Genomic DNA, 16,396 nt, shown 5'->3' on the forward strand with positions numbered 1-16,396 from the left:
GTTTTTCTCACGCCCCCTTCCTATCTTTGCTACATTTTATCTGAAAATAGAAAAGATCATATTTTTTATTTTTAATTTCTTGCACATATATTTTCACAATATAACGTTAAAAATATAATGTAACGATCCATCACAAAACCTCACCTTATATCGTCACATGGATAGATTCATCAATCTTTTTAAAAGAGCAGACATTAAAGATAATGCATTGAATCAAAAAATTAAAATGCTTTTTATGCAGAGCCTTAAATACCAAAATTCTACTGTAATATTGGAAGCTGGAAAATTTTATGATGGCGTTTCCCTAGCTCTTATCTGTCTCAATATATGTTTCAAACATGCTGCTGCATTAAGATTGGATGTTGATATATAAGCGGCAAAAAAGCACGTGCTTTTTCAGGAAAGTAACATCATAAAACCATTAAGAGACCGGCAATGGATCGAAGAGAAATTATCGGATTTTTTACAAAAAACTTTGCCCCCCCTAACCTTTTTGCATTTTCTTATCCTAACAGCTGTTTATACAAATCCTTGGCGCCATATTCGTGAAGATCAGATTGAAGAGAATAATGGAAAACTCTTGACTCCGAGAATATGACAGATAAGCATGATACTATAAAGGAGCTCCGTACACCTTTACTGATCAGAAAAGGGTATTTCCTTTTAACAATTTACAATTGAAACGCGTACCATCATACTATTCTGCATCCGCAGCAATAACAGCTTTGGTAATTGCATCAGGATCGATAACAGGTTCGCCGCGCTTAATTTTATCGACATTTTCCATACCTTCAACGACCTGCCCCCATATGGAATATTGACGATTAAGCCACGGAGCATCTGCAAAACAAATAAAAAACTGCGAATTAGCCGAATTTGGATTCTGACTCCGTGCCATAGAAACTGTACCACGCTTATGAGACAGATTTGAAAATTCTGCTGTTAAATTTGGTTTTTCTGAACCACCCATCCCCGCACGTGATAAATTAAATTTTTCACCATCCTTCTTTCCAAATTGCACATCACCAGTCTGCGCCATAAAACCATCAATAACGCGATGAAAAATAACATTATCATAAGCACCTTCACGGACCAGTTCTTTAATACGTTCAACATGACAAGGTGCTAAATCAGCAAAAAGCTCAATAACAACTCTGCCCTTTGTTGTTTCAAGAATCAAAGTATTCTCTAGATTTTTATACTCAGCCATATGGAAACTCCTTTGATTTATCTCTCAATTTGTAAAGTGGCGGCATAAATAACATCAGGATTTGTTACAGTTCCATTATTACTTGCGGTGCCTTTTTTAATTTTATCAACAACATCCATCCCCTTTATAACCTCTCCAACAACCGTATACTGACCATTTAAAAAAGCAGCATCATCAAAACAAATGAAGAATTGAGAATTAGCTGAATTTGGATCTTGTGAACGTGCCATCCCAACCGTACCCCGCTTAAACGGCTGCTTTGAAAACTCAGCCGGTATATTGGGATAATTTGAACCTCCCATACCAACGCGTTTCAGATCAAAATCTCTACTGCCTTTTTTTCCAAATTTTACATCACCAGTTTGTGCCATAAAGCTAGGAATAACGCGATGAAAGACAACATTATCATAAGCCCCCTCTTTTGTTAGTTTTTTGATTTGCACAACATGTTTTGGCGCCAAATCAGAACGTAGACGAATAATAACATCACCATCTTTGAGAGATAAAACAAGCAGGCTCGCATCACTTGCTGAACTTACTAAGCTAGAATTATCAGCAACAGCGCGCAATGAAAAAAAACAAAAAACACATATCAAAACAGCCAAAAATCTACGAGACACAATTATTCTCCCCTAACAGAATGGAATTTCGAACGCAAAGCCTGTGCAATATTGGGCGGCACAAATGGTGTCACATCCCCTCCCATAGAGGCAATTTGACGGACCAATGTAGACGTTATCGCACGTCCAGAAACGCTTGCTGGCAAAAAAACAGTTTGCAATTCAGGAGCCATAATGCCATTCATCCCTGCCATTTGCATTTCATAATCAAGATCAGTCCCATCACGCAACCCGCGAATAAGAAATGAAGCACCAACTTCACGCGCCTTTTCAATGAGAAGGTTATTAAATGAAAGAACCTGCAACCGATCAGAATCTGCACCAAACAAATCTTTCCCTACCTGCGTAATAAAACCAACGCGCTCTTCAAAGCTAAAGAGTGTTTTTTTATTCGCCTGTAGTCCTATAGCGACGACCACCTTATCAGCTAACACAAAACACCCTTTTAAAACATCAAGATGACCGTTTGTAAGAGGATCAAAGGAACCTGCATAAAAAGCAATTTTCATGATTTCACTCCACCCTCTTCAAAATTATTTTTCTTCGCTCATACCAACTGTATCAGAATGCTTTGCACCTTCATCCTCTAAGGAACGCGTATCATCTTCAGGTTCAGAAATACGCTCAACCGATACGACTCTTTCACCTTCGGCTGTATTAAAAATTGTCACCCCTTTAGTTGAACGCCCAGCAGTACGAATTCCCTCAACGGGCACGCGAATAAGCTGTCCCCCATCTGATACCAACATAATTTGATCTTGCGCTCTCACCGGAAAAGCCGCTACTAATTTACCAATTTCAGCTGTTTTAGAGGGATCTGTTGCACGAATCCCTTTTCCCCCCCGTCCCGAAATCCGGAACTCATAGGAAGAAGAGCGTTTACCATAACCAAATTCACTCACGGTCAAAAGCATTTGTTCACGTGCATGAAGTTCTGCATAACGTTCATCTGTTAACTCTGTTTCAGCGCCCCCATCTTCCTCATCAAGAGTAAGAATATCTTCAACATCAGCATCTGCACCAGCAGCACGCCGTTCGCTCATCACACGTTTAATATAAGCAGAACGCTCAAGAGACGTCGCCTCAACATGCTCTAAGATTGTCATCGAAATGACTTTATCGCCTTTAGCCAAGTTTATACCACGAACCCCTACAGAATTACGCCCTGCAAAGACACGAACATCTAAAACTGGAAAACGAATACATTGTCCATTGGCTGTTGTGAGAACGACATCATCATGTTCTGTACAGGTTTCAACCGAAAGAATTTCATCTTCTTCATCAAGTTTCATGGCAATTTTACCATTACGATTAACCTGAACGAAATCTGATAACTTATTACGACGCACTGTCCCACGTGTTGTCGCAAACATGATATCCAATGCACTCCAGCTTGATTCATCTTCAGGCAAAGGCATAATCGTTGTAATGCGTTCGCCCTGTTGTAAAGGAAGCATATTGATCAAAGCCCGCCCACGCGATTGCGGTGTCCCCAGCGGTAGTCGCCAAACTTTTTCCTTATAAACAATCCCACGTGATGAAAAGAAAAGAACCGGAGTATGCGTATTGGCAACAAACAACCGCGTTACAAAATCCTCATCCTTTGTGGACATACCAGAACGTCCCTTACCACCACGGCGCTGTGCACGATAGGTATTAAGAGGGACGCGCTTAATATAGCCACTATGGCTCACCGTTACCACCATATCCTCTGGCGCGATCAGATCTTCACTCTCCATCTCAGCGCTACCAAAACCAAAGACGGTACGTCGTGGCGTTGCAAATTCCTCACGAAGAGCACTCAATTCATCCTTAACAATACGCATAATGCGTAGACGCGATGCCAAGATATCAAGATAATCAGCAATATCCACGCCAATTTTATTCAATTCATCAGCGATTTCATCACGCCCAAGAGCTGTCAACCGTTGCAAACGCAATTCTAAAATAGCACGCGCCTGTTCTTCAGAGAGATTATAAGTACCATCCTCATGAATAATATGACGAGGATCATCAATAAGTTTAATCAAAGGTGCGACATCCATCGCTGGCCAGCGCCGCTCCATTAATTGTATACGTGCTGTCTGCGGATCAGGAGCTTTGCGAATAAGCGCTATGATTTCATCAATATTGGCAACAGCAAGAGCAAGACCAACCAAAACATGGGCCCGCTCACGCGCTTTACGCAAAAGATATTTTGTTCGCCGACTAACAACTTCTTCCCGAAAAGAAACAAATGCACGAAGCATATCAAGCAACGTCATTTGTTCAGGTTTTCCCCCGTTTAACGCAACCATATTACAACCAAAAGAAGTTTGCAGCGGCGTATAACGATATAATTGATTTAAAACAACTTCCGCAACAACATCTTTCTTCAACTCAATAACAACACGATATCCATCACGATCAGATTCGTCACGCAAATCAGAGATTCCCTCGATGCGTTTATCACGCACTAATTCAGCCATTTTCTCAATCATCGTTGCCTTATTAACCTGATAAGGAATTTCACTCACGATGATTGCCTGTCGACCACTGCGAATTTCTTCAATATCAACTTTAGCGCGCATAATGATTGAGCCACGCCCAGTTTCATAAGCTGAACGGACACCAGAATGGCCGAGAATAATCCCCCCTGTAGGAAAATCTGGACCGGGAATAATTTCAATTATTTGATCGAGTGTGATATCGGGATTGTCAATCAAAGCAATACAACCCTCAACAACCTCGCCAAGATTATGGGGTGGAATATTGGTTGCCATTCCCACAGCAATTCCCCCTGATCCGTTCACCAAAAGATTGGGAAAACGCGCTGGTAAGACAACCGGTTCACGCTCACGCCCATCATAATTATCCTGAAAATCAACAGTATCCTTATCAATATCAGCTAAAAGCTCTTCTGAAACTTTTTCTAAACGACACTCTGTATAACGCATTGCCGCAGGAGGATCACCATCAACGGAACCAAAATTCCCTTGCCCATCAATCAATGGGTTTCTCAAAGAGAAATCCTGCGCCATACGTACCAAAGCATCATAAATTGAAGCATCACCATGGGGATGGAATTTTCCCATAACCTCCCCAACAACACCAGCAGATTTACGATACGGCTTATTAAAAACAAGCCCCATCTCATTCATAGCATGAAGGATACGTCGATGAACAGGTTTAAGACCATCACGGACATCAGGGAGTGCACGCGAAACAATGACGCTCATCGCATAATCGAGATAAGAGCGTTGCATTTCATCAATAATGCTGATTGGTTCAATACCGGTCAGCACATCACGTTCTGGCTGTGGAGTAAGATCAGTCACAATTTCAAAACTTTCAAAAAAGAATCATTTCACTTTGTTTATATCGAAAAATACAGCAAAATGCTAATTTCTCTCCCATAACAAAAAAGAAATTTAACAATATTTTTCAAGATGTTACTCATTCCTATTAGGAATCATCAATAATAATAAACAGTTTCCACTTCGCTAAACTTCAAAAATTTGAACAGACAAACTATAAAGAACGCGTAATACTGGAATATAAAGGCTCTTAGAAAGGGACGTCATCATCTAATTTATGAGAAAAACTTTCTCCCACTTGGCTATTATTTTGGCCAAAAGTATTTCTCTGATTTGAGCTACTCTCTGCAAAACCACCACTGTAACTACCCCCACCTGCTCCTTGCTCCCCACTAGCCCCCCCACGCCCATCAAGCATTTGTAATTCACCACGGTATTTTTGCAAGACAACCTCTGTTGTATAACGATCATTTCCATTTTGATCTTGCCATTTCCGTGTCTGTAACTGCCCCTCAATATAAATTTTGCTCCCCTTTTTTAAATATTGCTCTGCAACTTTGACAAGGTTCTCATTGAAAATAACAATATTATGCCACTCGGTGCGTTCTTTTCGCTCATTTGTATTCCGATCACGCCAACTTTCCGAAGTAGCAATACGCAAATTTGCCACTTGATCTCCAGAATTCAAACGGCGGATTTCAGGATCTGCCCCGAGATTACCAATCAAAATAACTTTATTAAGGCTACCAGCCATCGCATAAACTCCAAAAATTTAATCGTAAAATAGTCTTTACATAACAGTTATGACCATCTTGACCTTCAATTTACACGTCTGTAATTGACCTTCAATATGGATATTGCTATCCTTTCCCAATATTGGATCCGTATAATTATAACAAAATATGACAACAACGCATAGTTTATTCCATCACTAGAGAATAAAAAGCTGCTCATTTGTATTTTTCTTTTCACAAAACCCATACCTTCTTTCTGCATTAAAGTAGTTAAACACGTTGTAATTCTAAAAAAACAGTTTTATTCCATTTTAAAGGCTTAATTTTTATCACATATGCCAAGGATAAAATATGACTCATCAAAAATATATCTCCATTCGTGGTGCACGTGAGCATAACCTTAAAAATATTGATCTCGATCTACCTCGTGATAAACTTATTGTTATAACAGGACTTTCTGGATCAGGAAAATCATCTTTAGCTTTTGATACAATTTATGCTGAAGGACAACGCCGCTATGTCGAAAGCCTTTCGGCTTATGCACGCCAATTTTTGGAAGTCATGCAAAAACCCGATGTCGACCGTATCGATGGCCTTTCCCCAGCCATCTCCATTGAACAAAAAACAACCAGCCGCAATCCTCGTTCAACGGTCGGCACTGTTACTGAAATCCACGACTATATGCGTCTCCTTTTTGCACGTATTGGTATTCCTCATTCCCCTGTTACAGGTCTCCCTATTGAAAGCCAAACGGTAAGCCAAATGGTAGATCAAATTATGTCCTTACCAGAAGGTACACGAATTTTTATTATGGCCCCCTTGGTGCGAGGACGAAAGGGAGAATATAAAAAAGAGCTAAACGAGCTTTTAAAAAAAGGGTTTCAACGCGCTAAAGTTGATGGAAAATTCTATGAAATCCCTGATATTCCACCTCTTGATAAAAAATATAAACACGACATCGATGTCGTGGTAGACCGCATTGTTGTACAGAAGGATATCATCTCTCGCTTGGCTGATAGTATAGAAACCTGTTTACAACTAGCAAATGGACTTGCCATTGCTGAAATGGCAGACCAGCCCTTGGCACAAAAAGAAACAACAAAAGAATCGGCTCATAAGTCAAAAAATGATACACACAAACGGCTTCTTTTTTCAGAAAAGTTTGCCTGCCCTGTATCCGGTTTCTCTATCCCCGAAATTGAACCACGCCTTTTTTCGTTCAATAATCCTTTTGGAGCCTGTCCTCTTTGCGATGGACTGGGCATCAAAAAGGCAATGGATCCACTGAAAATTGTGCCCAATAAAAACCTTACCTTAAAAAACGGAGCCATTGCCCCTTGGGCTAAATCAGATTCACTTTATTATCGTCAAACCTTAGAATCATTAGGAAAAGCTTACGGTTTCAAACTCACAGATCAATGGTGTAAACTCTCTGATGAAGCACAACAAGCTATTCTTTACGGTACAAAAAGAAATGAAATCTCCTTTATCTACAAAAATGATTCTCGTTCGCATAAAATGACTCAACCTTTTGAAGGTATCATCCCCAATATGGAGAGACGCTGGAAAGAAACAGATTCTGCTTGGTCCCGCGAAGAAATTGAGCGTTATATGTCTTCTTCACCTTGCCCAGCCTGTCACGGTTATCGTTTAAAACCAGAGGCACTTGCTGTGAAAATCCATGGGATGCATATTGGGCAAATATCAGACCTTTCTATTCTAAAAGCAGATGATTGGTTTGCCAATATCCATCAATATCTCTCGGAAAAACAACGTAATATTGCTGTACGTATTTTAAAAGAAATTCGCGAACGCTTAGCTTTTTTAAATCATGTAGGACTGGAATATCTTACCTTATCTCGAAACTCAGGAACCCTTTCAGGGGGAGAAAGCCAACGTATTCGATTAGCCTCCCAGATTGGTTCTGGTCTTACAGGCGTCCTTTATATTTTAGATGAACCATCCATCGGTTTACATCAACGTGATAATGAACGCCTTTTGGAAATGCTACGCCATTTGCGCGATCTTGGCAATACCGTCATTGTCGTTGAACATGATGAAGATGCTATTCTCACAGCAGATCATGTTGTTGATATGGGTCCTGCTGCAGGGGTTCATGGTGGTAAAATCATAGCGCAAGGAACACCGCAAGAAATTATCGAGAATCCATCCTCTCTCACAGGCCAATATCTTTCAGGAAAAATGGCTGTTAGAATGCCAACTGAGCGACGCAAAATATCACAATCGAAAATCCTTAAAGTCATCGGCGCCAAAGGCAATAACCTTAAAAATATCAGTGCGAATATCCCTCTTGGAACCTTCACATGCATAACCGGTGTTTCTGGAGGAGGAAAATCAACATTTCTCATTGAAACGCTTTTCAAAGCAGCATCACATCAGATCATGGGCAGTCATCACAGCCCTGCCCACTACGATAAAATTGAAGGATTAGAGTTTCTTGATAAAGTCATCGATATCAATCAATCCCCCATTGGCCGCACCCCACGCTCTAACCCCGCAACCTATACAGGCGCTTTTACACCGATTCGTGACTGGTTTGCCGAACTTCCAGAATCAAAAGCCCGTGGTTATAAAGCTGGGCGTTTTTCATTTAACGTTAAAGGAGGACGCTGTGAAGCCTGTCAAGGTGATGGAGTCATCAAAATTGAAATGCACTTTTTACCAGATGTCTATGTGACTTGTGATGTCTGTAAAGGAAAGCGCTATAATCGAGAAACACTAGAAATAAAATTCAAAGGGCATTCTATCGCTGATATTTTGGATATGACAATCGAAAAGGCAGAGGAATTTTTCCACGCTATTCCCGCTATTCATAATAAAATGGAGACCCTCATTAAAGTGGGATTGGGTTATATAAAAGTAGGACAACAAGCGACCACACTTTCTGGTGGGGAAGCACAACGTGTAAAACTTGCGAAAGAACTTTCACGCAAAACAACAGGGCGGACACTCTATATTTTGGATGAACCAACAACAGGCTTACATTTTCATGATATTTCTAAACTTCTTGAAGTACTCCATAAACTGGTCGAGCAAGGCAACACCGTCATCGTCATTGAACATAACCTTGACGTTATCAAGACAGCCGACTGGATTATCGATTTAGGACCAGAAGGTGGAGATCGCGGTGGAGAAATCGTTGCCATTGGACGCCCTGAAGACATTATTAAAGTTCCCGCTTCCTATACGGGAAAATTTCTAAAAGACGTTTTACTGCGCCAATCTCTCCACAATTCTAACGCTTAAAAAGTCTACCCCTTGAAAATACAGCACATAAATAAAGCCTGTACTTTTATTGTTACCTGTAAATTAACCTCTCATTCCAGTACAATAGCCTGTTTGAAACAAGACTGAAACGATTTAGCATAAGCTGTTTCAGTTTTCGTATTGCCAAATAAGAATGCGCGCATAATTGCATATCTCTTCTCTGTTTATTTATATCTAAAATGATCAGACAACCTAATTTGAAAAAAATACGAAATTTGAAAGGTATAAAAAAGTTGTCATCTTTCCCATCTCCTTTTAATTTACCTTAACGACTTTCAAAAGTATCCATAGCAAGATCCTACAATGAAGATTGCCCATTGCTTCACGCTTTCATTTATCGCATTCTTTAACAAGATCACGGTCCTCACGAACAGACAGAATTTCCTAAACGGAATATTTGTATTGCCAATTCCAGACGCTTGTTTCAAAGTAATATTTCTCAATACTTCCAAGCTCATTGCATGGCATCCCCTGTAAATGATATAATGGTCACTCGATTATTGTATACCACCATCTTTACGCTTTTACGAAGATGCAAACCAGCACCATCACACACTTTGCCAGCTCTCAGTTTCTACTAAAGCTCTTGTATTTGAGAACCTTTCATTATAGGCTTTTTTATTTCTCTTTTATTTTATCCACACACTCGTACGATGAGAATACACAAAGATATCATTTTAATTGATTGACGATAAAAAGATCTCACGCTACTCGAATTTCTTCTTCAATATGAGAAACGTCTAATTATCCTTATAAATCAACCTATTATTTAAAAAAAAGAAACAAAACTTTCCTATTATATTATTTTAATTCTGTATAAAGAAGCGTAAGATTTTTTCCAGAACAGCAGCATTGCCCTTTATTCTACAAAAAAACGCTCCTCCAAGAGCGTAGAGTATCATTGTTTTCGACTTTTTGTGCACAAAGTATCTATTGGACATCTTACAGTTGTCAATATAATGTGATGCAGTCTAAAAAGACAAAATAACGTTGGAGATAATTTCAGCATGAAAAAAATTGAAGCCATTATAAAACCTTTCAAACTTGATGAAGTAAAAGAAGCGCTTCAAAAAATTGGACTCCATGGTATTACCGTAACAGAAGCGAAAGGTTTTGGTCGTCAAAGGGAACATACAGAACTTTATCGTGGTACAAAATATGTTGTTGACTTTCTGCCTAAAGTAAAGATTGAAATTGTTGTATCCGATGAAAAACTAGAACAAACTGTTGATGCAATACGTAAAGCAGCGCAAACAAAACATATAGGAGATGGAAAGATATTTGTCTTTTCCATTGATGATGCCATTCGTATAGGCACTGACGAAACTGGGATCGATGCTCTTTGAATATACAACGAAAAATTCATCTTTTATCACCCTCAACGCCATATTAAGGAAATTGAATATGACAACCGCATCAGATATTATCAAACAGATTGCAGACAACGAAATCCGTTTTGTTGATTTACGTTTTACTGATCCACGAGGAAAATTGCATCACATTACAATGGACATCGCAGAGATCAGCGAAGATACCTTTAGTGATGGTGTTATGTTTGATGGTTCTTCAATTGCGGGTTGGAAAACAATTAATGAATCTGATATGGTTTTAATGCCTGATCCCAAAACAGCGCATATTGATCCTTTTTTTGCTCAGTCTACTTTGGTCATATTTTGTGATATCCTTGATCCTGTCTCTGGCGAGTTTTATCGTAGGGATCCTCGTTCTATCGCTAAAAGGGCTGAGGTTTATATGAAATCTTTAGGGATTGGAGATACAATCAATATAGGTCCTGAAGCAGAATTTTTTATCTTTGATGACGTGCGCTATAAAACGGATCCTTACAACACAGGGTTTAGACTCGATTCAAGTGAACTTCCCTCCAATGATGATACAGAATATGAAACAGGCAATCTAGGGCATCGCCCACGAATGAAGGGAGGCTATCTTCCTGTACCCCCTGTTGATTCCTGCCAAGACATGCGTTCTGAAATGCTCACAGCACTCAAAGATATGGGCGTACAGGTAGAAAAACACCATCACGAAGTAGCAGCGGGTCAACATGAATTGGGTATTCGTTTTGATACGCTCGTTCGTGAAGCGGATAAGATGCAAATTTTTAAATATGTCGTCCATCAAATAGCAAACAGTTATGGAAAAACAGCAACTTTCATGCCCAAACCAGTGTTTGGTGACAATGGCTCAGGTATGCACGTTCACATGTCTATTTGGAAAGATGGCAAACCCATTTTTGCCGGCAATGAATATGCCGGACTCTCAGAAACCTGTTTATTCTTTATCGGCGGTGTCATTAAGCACGCAAAAGCAATCAACGCCTTTACCAATCCATCCACAAACTCCTACAAGCGTTTGGTTCCTGGTTATGAAGCGCCTGTCCTTCTTGCCTATTCGGCACGTAATCGTTCTGCATCTTGCCGTATTCCAATGAGTTCTTCACCAAATTCAAAACGCGTAGAAGTTCGTTTTCCAGACCCAACAGCAAATCCTTATTTAGCATTTGCAGCCCTCTTAATGGCTGGTCTTGATGGAATCAAAAACAAAATTCACCCTGGACATGCTATGGATAAAGATCTTTATGATCTTCCCTTAAAAGAACTCAAAGAAATCCCTACCGTTTCAGGAAGCCTGCGTGAAGCACTTGAAGCGCTTGACAAAGATCGTGGCTTTCTTAAAGCTGGTGATGTTTTTGATGATGATCAGATTAATTCCTTCATTCAAGTAAAAATGCAAGAAGTCTTGCGTTACGAAACAACGCCCCATCCCGTTGAATTTGATATGTACTATTCTGTTTAAACAATCATACCCATTCTTTTGATTTTTAAAATGGAGGCAAAAGCCTCCATTTTTGTGGATATTCTTCTCGTGCAAGGGTGTAAGAGGCTTTTAGCTTATCTACTTTTCCTTTATAGTCATTTTGAATCTCTCAGATTAATTAACAAAGGTTTCTAATGCCGCGGATTTTTTTTCTCGTTTCCATTCTTTTACGCATTGCCCTTATCACATCAACAACTCAAGCACATACAATTACCCCCCCCAAACTTACCGCCCTTGAAAAAGCGACATCTGCTTATAGTACAGCACTTAAAAATGCCGATGCGGATGCCATCTTAAATGCTATCCCTCCCGAAATCATCAACAGCTTAACCGCCAAAAAAAATCTTAGCCAATCACAATTTCGGCAAATCATGAAAAGCCAAATCGAACAGTTAGCAGAAAGTTATAAAATTGAAAGTATCCACATCGACCAAAAACAAAAACGTGACGGTACACTAGATAATGGCATTCCCTATTTTGTTATACCCGTGGAGCTTGTAACCACAACAAATGTTGGGAAAAAATGTTCTATTCAAACTGAGATTATTGCCTTACTTCATAATGACCAATGGTATTTTATCCGAGGGAATGACGAGACAGTCTTAAATATAATCGATGAAGTTTTTCCTGGACTTGAAAAAGTAAAAATCAATCCGCAAAAAATCACAAAAATACTGTAATGAAAAAAACTTATAAACAAGCTGTAACAATTGTAACAGCAGCATTAAATTCAACTTTTTTATGAGTACGGTGTGCCATTGCCTCTTTATCCGTTCCCCATTGTTCCATCATCCAATCTTCATCTAAATGGGCAATAGACCAAGCATGATCTGCATCAATTTTTCCCGCAGCAACCGCAAGAGCAATAAGAGCAGACCCTGTTAAGGTTGTCATCATATGAAGTGCAGCAAGCATATAAGGAGACTCAACGTTACGTAAATAATTGCTCACGGCTTGAATGGCTTCTGATGATTGTTCCACATGCATCAACCCTTCCGTCAAATAAAACCGTGCCCCCAGTTTTTCTTCTGCCCAATCTAATAAAGGATCCCATTGTTCAGATTGTTTTTGCACCAGCTCTTTAGGTGTTTGTGCACGATAAAAGATCATATCACAGGCAACAAAACGCAATAAATCTTCAAAAACAACCTGCATATCATCAGCGATACCATCAATAACAGTATTAACCAGACGCGTCATCGGCATTTTTGCTGGATCAATAACGTGCTTTTGGCACTCAAACTCGTGAGCAATGAATTTAGCAAACACTTCCGTTGGCACAAGAAAAGGGCGCTTTGCAGGCGTTTTAACGGAACGTTCATCCAATAAAATTGTAAAGCCACCCTCCTCACAAGCGATCTTCACTTGTCTATAAAACCGTTTGGGATGTGATTGGCATGAAAAATTTTGATTCTCCTGAACAGAACTCTTTTTATTTAAGGGTCTATCAAAACGATTCAAAATTTCACGCATATTGCTTCACCTCTGATATTTCAAAAAACGACGGTTTTTCAAAGCTCTATATATCTGATTAAAGCTAAACTGATTTCTTTCTCTATCCTAAAGAAAGAAAAAAGTCTTACCAATCCAAATCTGATTTTAAAATATATCCTTTATTGAACAAACAAGACAATGATCTTGGATCTTGTCTCTATATTCTAAAAACAGTTGTTAGTATAATTTTTTAAAATAATTTGTTTTTCTTATATCTTTCTTCTTGAAATATTGATACGTAACAAAACATTAATTGAAAGGGATCAAGGTTATATTCAATTTGACTTAGAGCCTCTTAAGCAAGTAATATCACTGATAATTGCAGATACAGAAGCATTTGAAATATTAGATGATAACGCTTATTTGGTAGGGGCTAAAGATTATATCCAAAATAATCGTGGAAGATCGCAAACCTTATAGTCACGATTTAATTTTTCAACTTCATCTTATGCACAGCGAGTTATTGGGGGGATTCAATCAGTGGATTTTTTTAAAGGACGGTTATTCCTATTCACTTTTGCCATTCTAGCGTTGTTTTCCATAAGTTGGTTATTATCTAAGAATTTGGTTAGCAATATACCAGTAATGCATGCGGTTGGACTGAGGTTGTTTGCCACTGCTGCCGCTTTATGGTTGATTGCAGCCGTTCGTGAGAAAGCTGTTTTCAGATCCCTACCATTACTTTCCATGATGCCCTCTTTTTTAATTCTATCAATATTAGGATTCTCGTTGTACTTTGTATGCAGCTTTGGTGCATTAAAATCACTCAACGCCAGTGATTTAACCATGGTTCTCGCCACTATTCCAGGAATTACCTATATATTGGGCACACTGACAAATAGTCTTATGTTTTCATGGTTCAAGCTTATCGGTATGATCATTGTCAGTGTAGCGGCTATAGCATTCAATATAAACAGTGTAGAGGGGGGATATTACAGCTTCATAGGAATAGCTCTTGCTTTAACAGCAGCGCTTTCTTACTCTGCTTATGGTTTATTGTCTAAACGTTATCTTAAAAATTTACCTTTGCTCACCTCATTGGCTTGGATCACGACAATTTCTGCAGTGTCATTTATGCCATTATTCATTTTTGATCCTGCTCCACTCTTATATCTTAAGTTAGAAGATATATTTAAGATATTGATTTTAGGAACTGTTTGCTCAGCGCCAGTTTACGTATTGTACCAAAAAGTTTTAGCTGAAGGAGGCGTATTATACGCCAACACTATTGGCGTATTATCTCCTTTTGCAGTCGTTGCATGTGAATGGATAATCGGCTCAAGCACTTCTCTCAATGTTATCAAAATAATTGCTATGATAATGGCTATTATAGGAATGACACTCTTATTTATAGATGCATCAAAGGTATCTGGATGGCAAGAAAAACGTCGTGCCCAAAATTCCAAATTTAATGAGGAAACAAAATGAAAAAGCTCGCATTAGTTTGCCAACGCAATGCAAAATTACCCTTTATATTTGAAGCAGCACAAGCAGCTAATATCGAATTAGTCATGATCTATGATACCGCTGAAAGCGCTCCTACTCAACTCCCCGCAGCAGTAACTTCAACTTGGCAACTTCCTGTTTTTGATAACCCAGAAGCAGCTCTAGATGCTTTTGCAAAAGGCGTAAAAGAACGCAATATTGCTGGAGTTATGACCCTTCGCGAAGAAGCCATCCTATGGACAGCTTTGGCAGCCCAAAAAATCAATACGCCCGGTATTGAGCCAGAAGTAGCAGCATTAACCAGAAACAAATATCTCATGCGACAAGCTTTTGCTAAAGCAGGGCTTAGAACACCAAGATTTCTTTATATAGATAATCCAAAAGACCTATCACAAGTACATGCCTTAGACTATCCACTCGTTATTAAACCTGTCTCTGGCTGGGCGAGTACAGGCGTAATGTTAGCTAAAAATTCCACCGAACTTCCTGATCTCGTCAAAGCGGTATGGAATGTTCAGCATAAAGACATGGCACGTTTTAACGATAAAAATAAACCTTTAGGTTTAGTCGTAGAACAGTATTTGCCAGGAAAAGAATTTGTTGTCGAATGCTTTGTGGATACAGCAGGTGTGCATGTTTTAGCCGTTGGCGACAAAGGGAAACCTGAAGGACCATGGTTTGAGGAAACAATTTATCGTCAACGCTGTGATATAGATGATCCTTTAATGATTGCTTTATGTGAGACTGCATGTTCAGGCGTTAAAGCTCTTGGTATAAACATGGGTGCTGCCCATGTGGAGCTACGCCTCGATGCCAATAATTTACCTTATATCATTGAGATTGGAGCTCGTATAGGTGGATCGGGGGTCTCCCATTTTATTGTGGAGCAAGGTACAGGGGTTTCATTTGCAAAACTCTGTATGAAAGCCGCTTTAGCTGAACAAAACCCCATCCTTCCCGATAGACTCCCAGCTAAAAAAGTGGCTGCAAATTACATTATTCCTCTTCATGGTTATGGACACTTCTGCGGATTTTCAGGTCTAGATAAAGTTGCACAGAATCCTCAAACCGCCAGAACTATAATTTTCTTTGAACCTGATCATATTTCACCACCTCCACCAGCATTTGGTGGATACCCTGGTTTTATTTTCTCTGTTCATGCCTCAGATCAAGAAGCGCGCGATTACCATCAATGGCTTGATAATACCTTAAGCATCCTATGGAAACACTAGGTTGCTCAATAACCCGATAAAGATTCCACTCAATTTCAACTTTTATATAAATCTCATTGATATAGGCAAAACCACAATGCGGTTTCCTAAAATTTGGCAAACATTTTTTTATTAAAGATGCATATTCAAAAACAAAGGATAGAGAGAAGCTATGACCTGCTTTTTGCTTTTACACTGCATTTTAATAGAAGCTCTTCAATATTTCTATATTCGAAATAACGACGACCTATCATCAATCCTT

General features: G+C 39.2%; 12 protein-coding genes and 1 pseudogene. 7 read left to right on the top strand and 6 right to left on the bottom strand.

The window, feature by feature from the left end; genetic code table 11:
* Window positions 1-388: 388 nt before the first annotated feature.
* Window positions 389-598 carry a hypothetical protein gene (locus tag CER18_RS03780; RefSeq protein WP_100128764.1) on the top strand — a complete coding sequence of 70 codons (210 nt, stop codon included), beginning with the start codon at window positions 389-391 and terminating at the stop codon, window positions 596-598.
* A gap of 99 nt (window positions 599-697) precedes the next feature.
* On the opposite strand, the gene CER18_RS03785 is transcribed toward CER18_RS03780, so the two are convergent.
* The 5 genes and pseudogenes from CER18_RS03785 to ssb form a co-directional block, all read right to left on the bottom strand.
* Window positions 698-1,210 (bottom strand): peptidylprolyl isomerase, encoded by a 513-nt coding sequence (locus CER18_RS03785; protein WP_100128765.1) that lies wholly within the window; start codon window positions 1,208-1,210, stop codon window positions 698-700.
* Window positions 1,211-1,227: 17 nt separating this feature from the next.
* The gene (locus CER18_RS03790; RefSeq protein WP_100128766.1) at window positions 1,228-1,830 is read right to left on the bottom strand and encodes a peptidylprolyl isomerase; all 603 of its coding nucleotides are present in this window, start codon (window positions 1,828-1,830) and stop codon (window positions 1,228-1,230) included.
* Window positions 1,820-2,339, bottom strand: a pseudogene (gene coaD, locus CER18_RS03795) (pantetheine-phosphate adenylyltransferase). The gene CER18_RS03790 and the pseudogene coaD overlap by 11 nt, the downstream one beginning before the upstream one ends.
* A 24-nt stretch (window positions 2,340-2,363) precedes the next feature.
* Window positions 2,364-5,147, bottom strand: a complete 2,784-nt coding sequence (gyrA, locus tag CER18_RS03800; RefSeq protein WP_100128768.1) for a DNA gyrase subunit A — start codon at window positions 5,145-5,147, stop codon at window positions 2,364-2,366.
* A gap of 229 nt (window positions 5,148-5,376) precedes the next feature.
* On the bottom strand, window positions 5,377-5,880 hold the full coding sequence (gene ssb / locus CER18_RS03805) for a single-stranded DNA-binding protein (protein WP_100128769.1): 504 nt from the start codon (window positions 5,878-5,880) through the stop codon (window positions 5,377-5,379).
* Between the two features lie 331 nt (window positions 5,881-6,211).
* Between ssb and uvrA the strand changes: the two genes are divergently transcribed.
* From uvrA to CER18_RS03825, 4 genes are all read left to right on the top strand, one after another.
* The gene (gene uvrA / locus CER18_RS03810; protein ID WP_100128770.1) at window positions 6,212-9,127 is read left to right on the top strand and encodes an excinuclease ABC subunit UvrA; all 2,916 of its coding nucleotides are present in this window, start codon (window positions 6,212-6,214) and stop codon (window positions 9,125-9,127) included.
* Between the two features lie 1,028 nt (window positions 9,128-10,155).
* Window positions 10,156-10,494 carry a P-II family nitrogen regulator gene (locus CER18_RS03815; protein ID WP_015856528.1) on the top strand — a complete coding sequence of 113 codons (339 nt, stop codon included), beginning with the start codon at window positions 10,156-10,158 and terminating at the stop codon, window positions 10,492-10,494.
* 58 nt (window positions 10,495-10,552) lie between these two features.
* Window positions 10,553-11,962, top strand: a complete 1,410-nt coding sequence (gene glnA, locus CER18_RS03820; protein ID WP_100128771.1) for a type I glutamate--ammonia ligase — start codon at window positions 10,553-10,555, stop codon at window positions 11,960-11,962.
* A gap of 155 nt (window positions 11,963-12,117) precedes the next feature.
* Window positions 12,118-12,663 carry a hypothetical protein gene (locus tag CER18_RS03825; protein WP_100128772.1) on the top strand — a complete coding sequence of 182 codons (546 nt, stop codon included), beginning with the start codon at window positions 12,118-12,120 and terminating at the stop codon, window positions 12,661-12,663.
* A gap of 10 nt (window positions 12,664-12,673) precedes the next feature.
* Here the strand turns inward: CER18_RS03825 and CER18_RS03830 are convergent, their stop codons facing one another.
* On the bottom strand, window positions 12,674-13,456 hold the full coding sequence (locus CER18_RS03830) for an ATP12 family chaperone protein (protein WP_100128773.1): 783 nt from the start codon (window positions 13,454-13,456) through the stop codon (window positions 12,674-12,676).
* Window positions 13,457-13,957: 501 nt separating this feature from the next.
* Between CER18_RS03830 and CER18_RS03840 the strand changes: the two genes are divergently transcribed.
* Window positions 13,958-14,905, top strand: a complete 948-nt coding sequence (locus CER18_RS03840) for a DMT family transporter (RefSeq protein ID WP_100128775.1) — start codon at window positions 13,958-13,960, stop codon at window positions 14,903-14,905.
* Complete coding sequence (locus CER18_RS03845) at window positions 14,902-16,155, top strand: ATP-grasp domain-containing protein (protein WP_100128776.1); 1,254 nt, start codon at window positions 14,902-14,904, stop codon at window positions 16,153-16,155. The genes CER18_RS03840 and CER18_RS03845 overlap by 4 nt, the downstream gene beginning before the upstream one ends.
* The last annotated feature ends 241 nt before the right edge of the window (window positions 16,156-16,396 follow it).

Origin of the sequence: Bartonella tribocorum (assembly GCF_002777915.1) — a bacterium.
GTDB classification, from domain to species: Bacteria; Pseudomonadota; Alphaproteobacteria; order Rhizobiales; family Rhizobiaceae; genus Bartonella; species Bartonella tribocorum_A.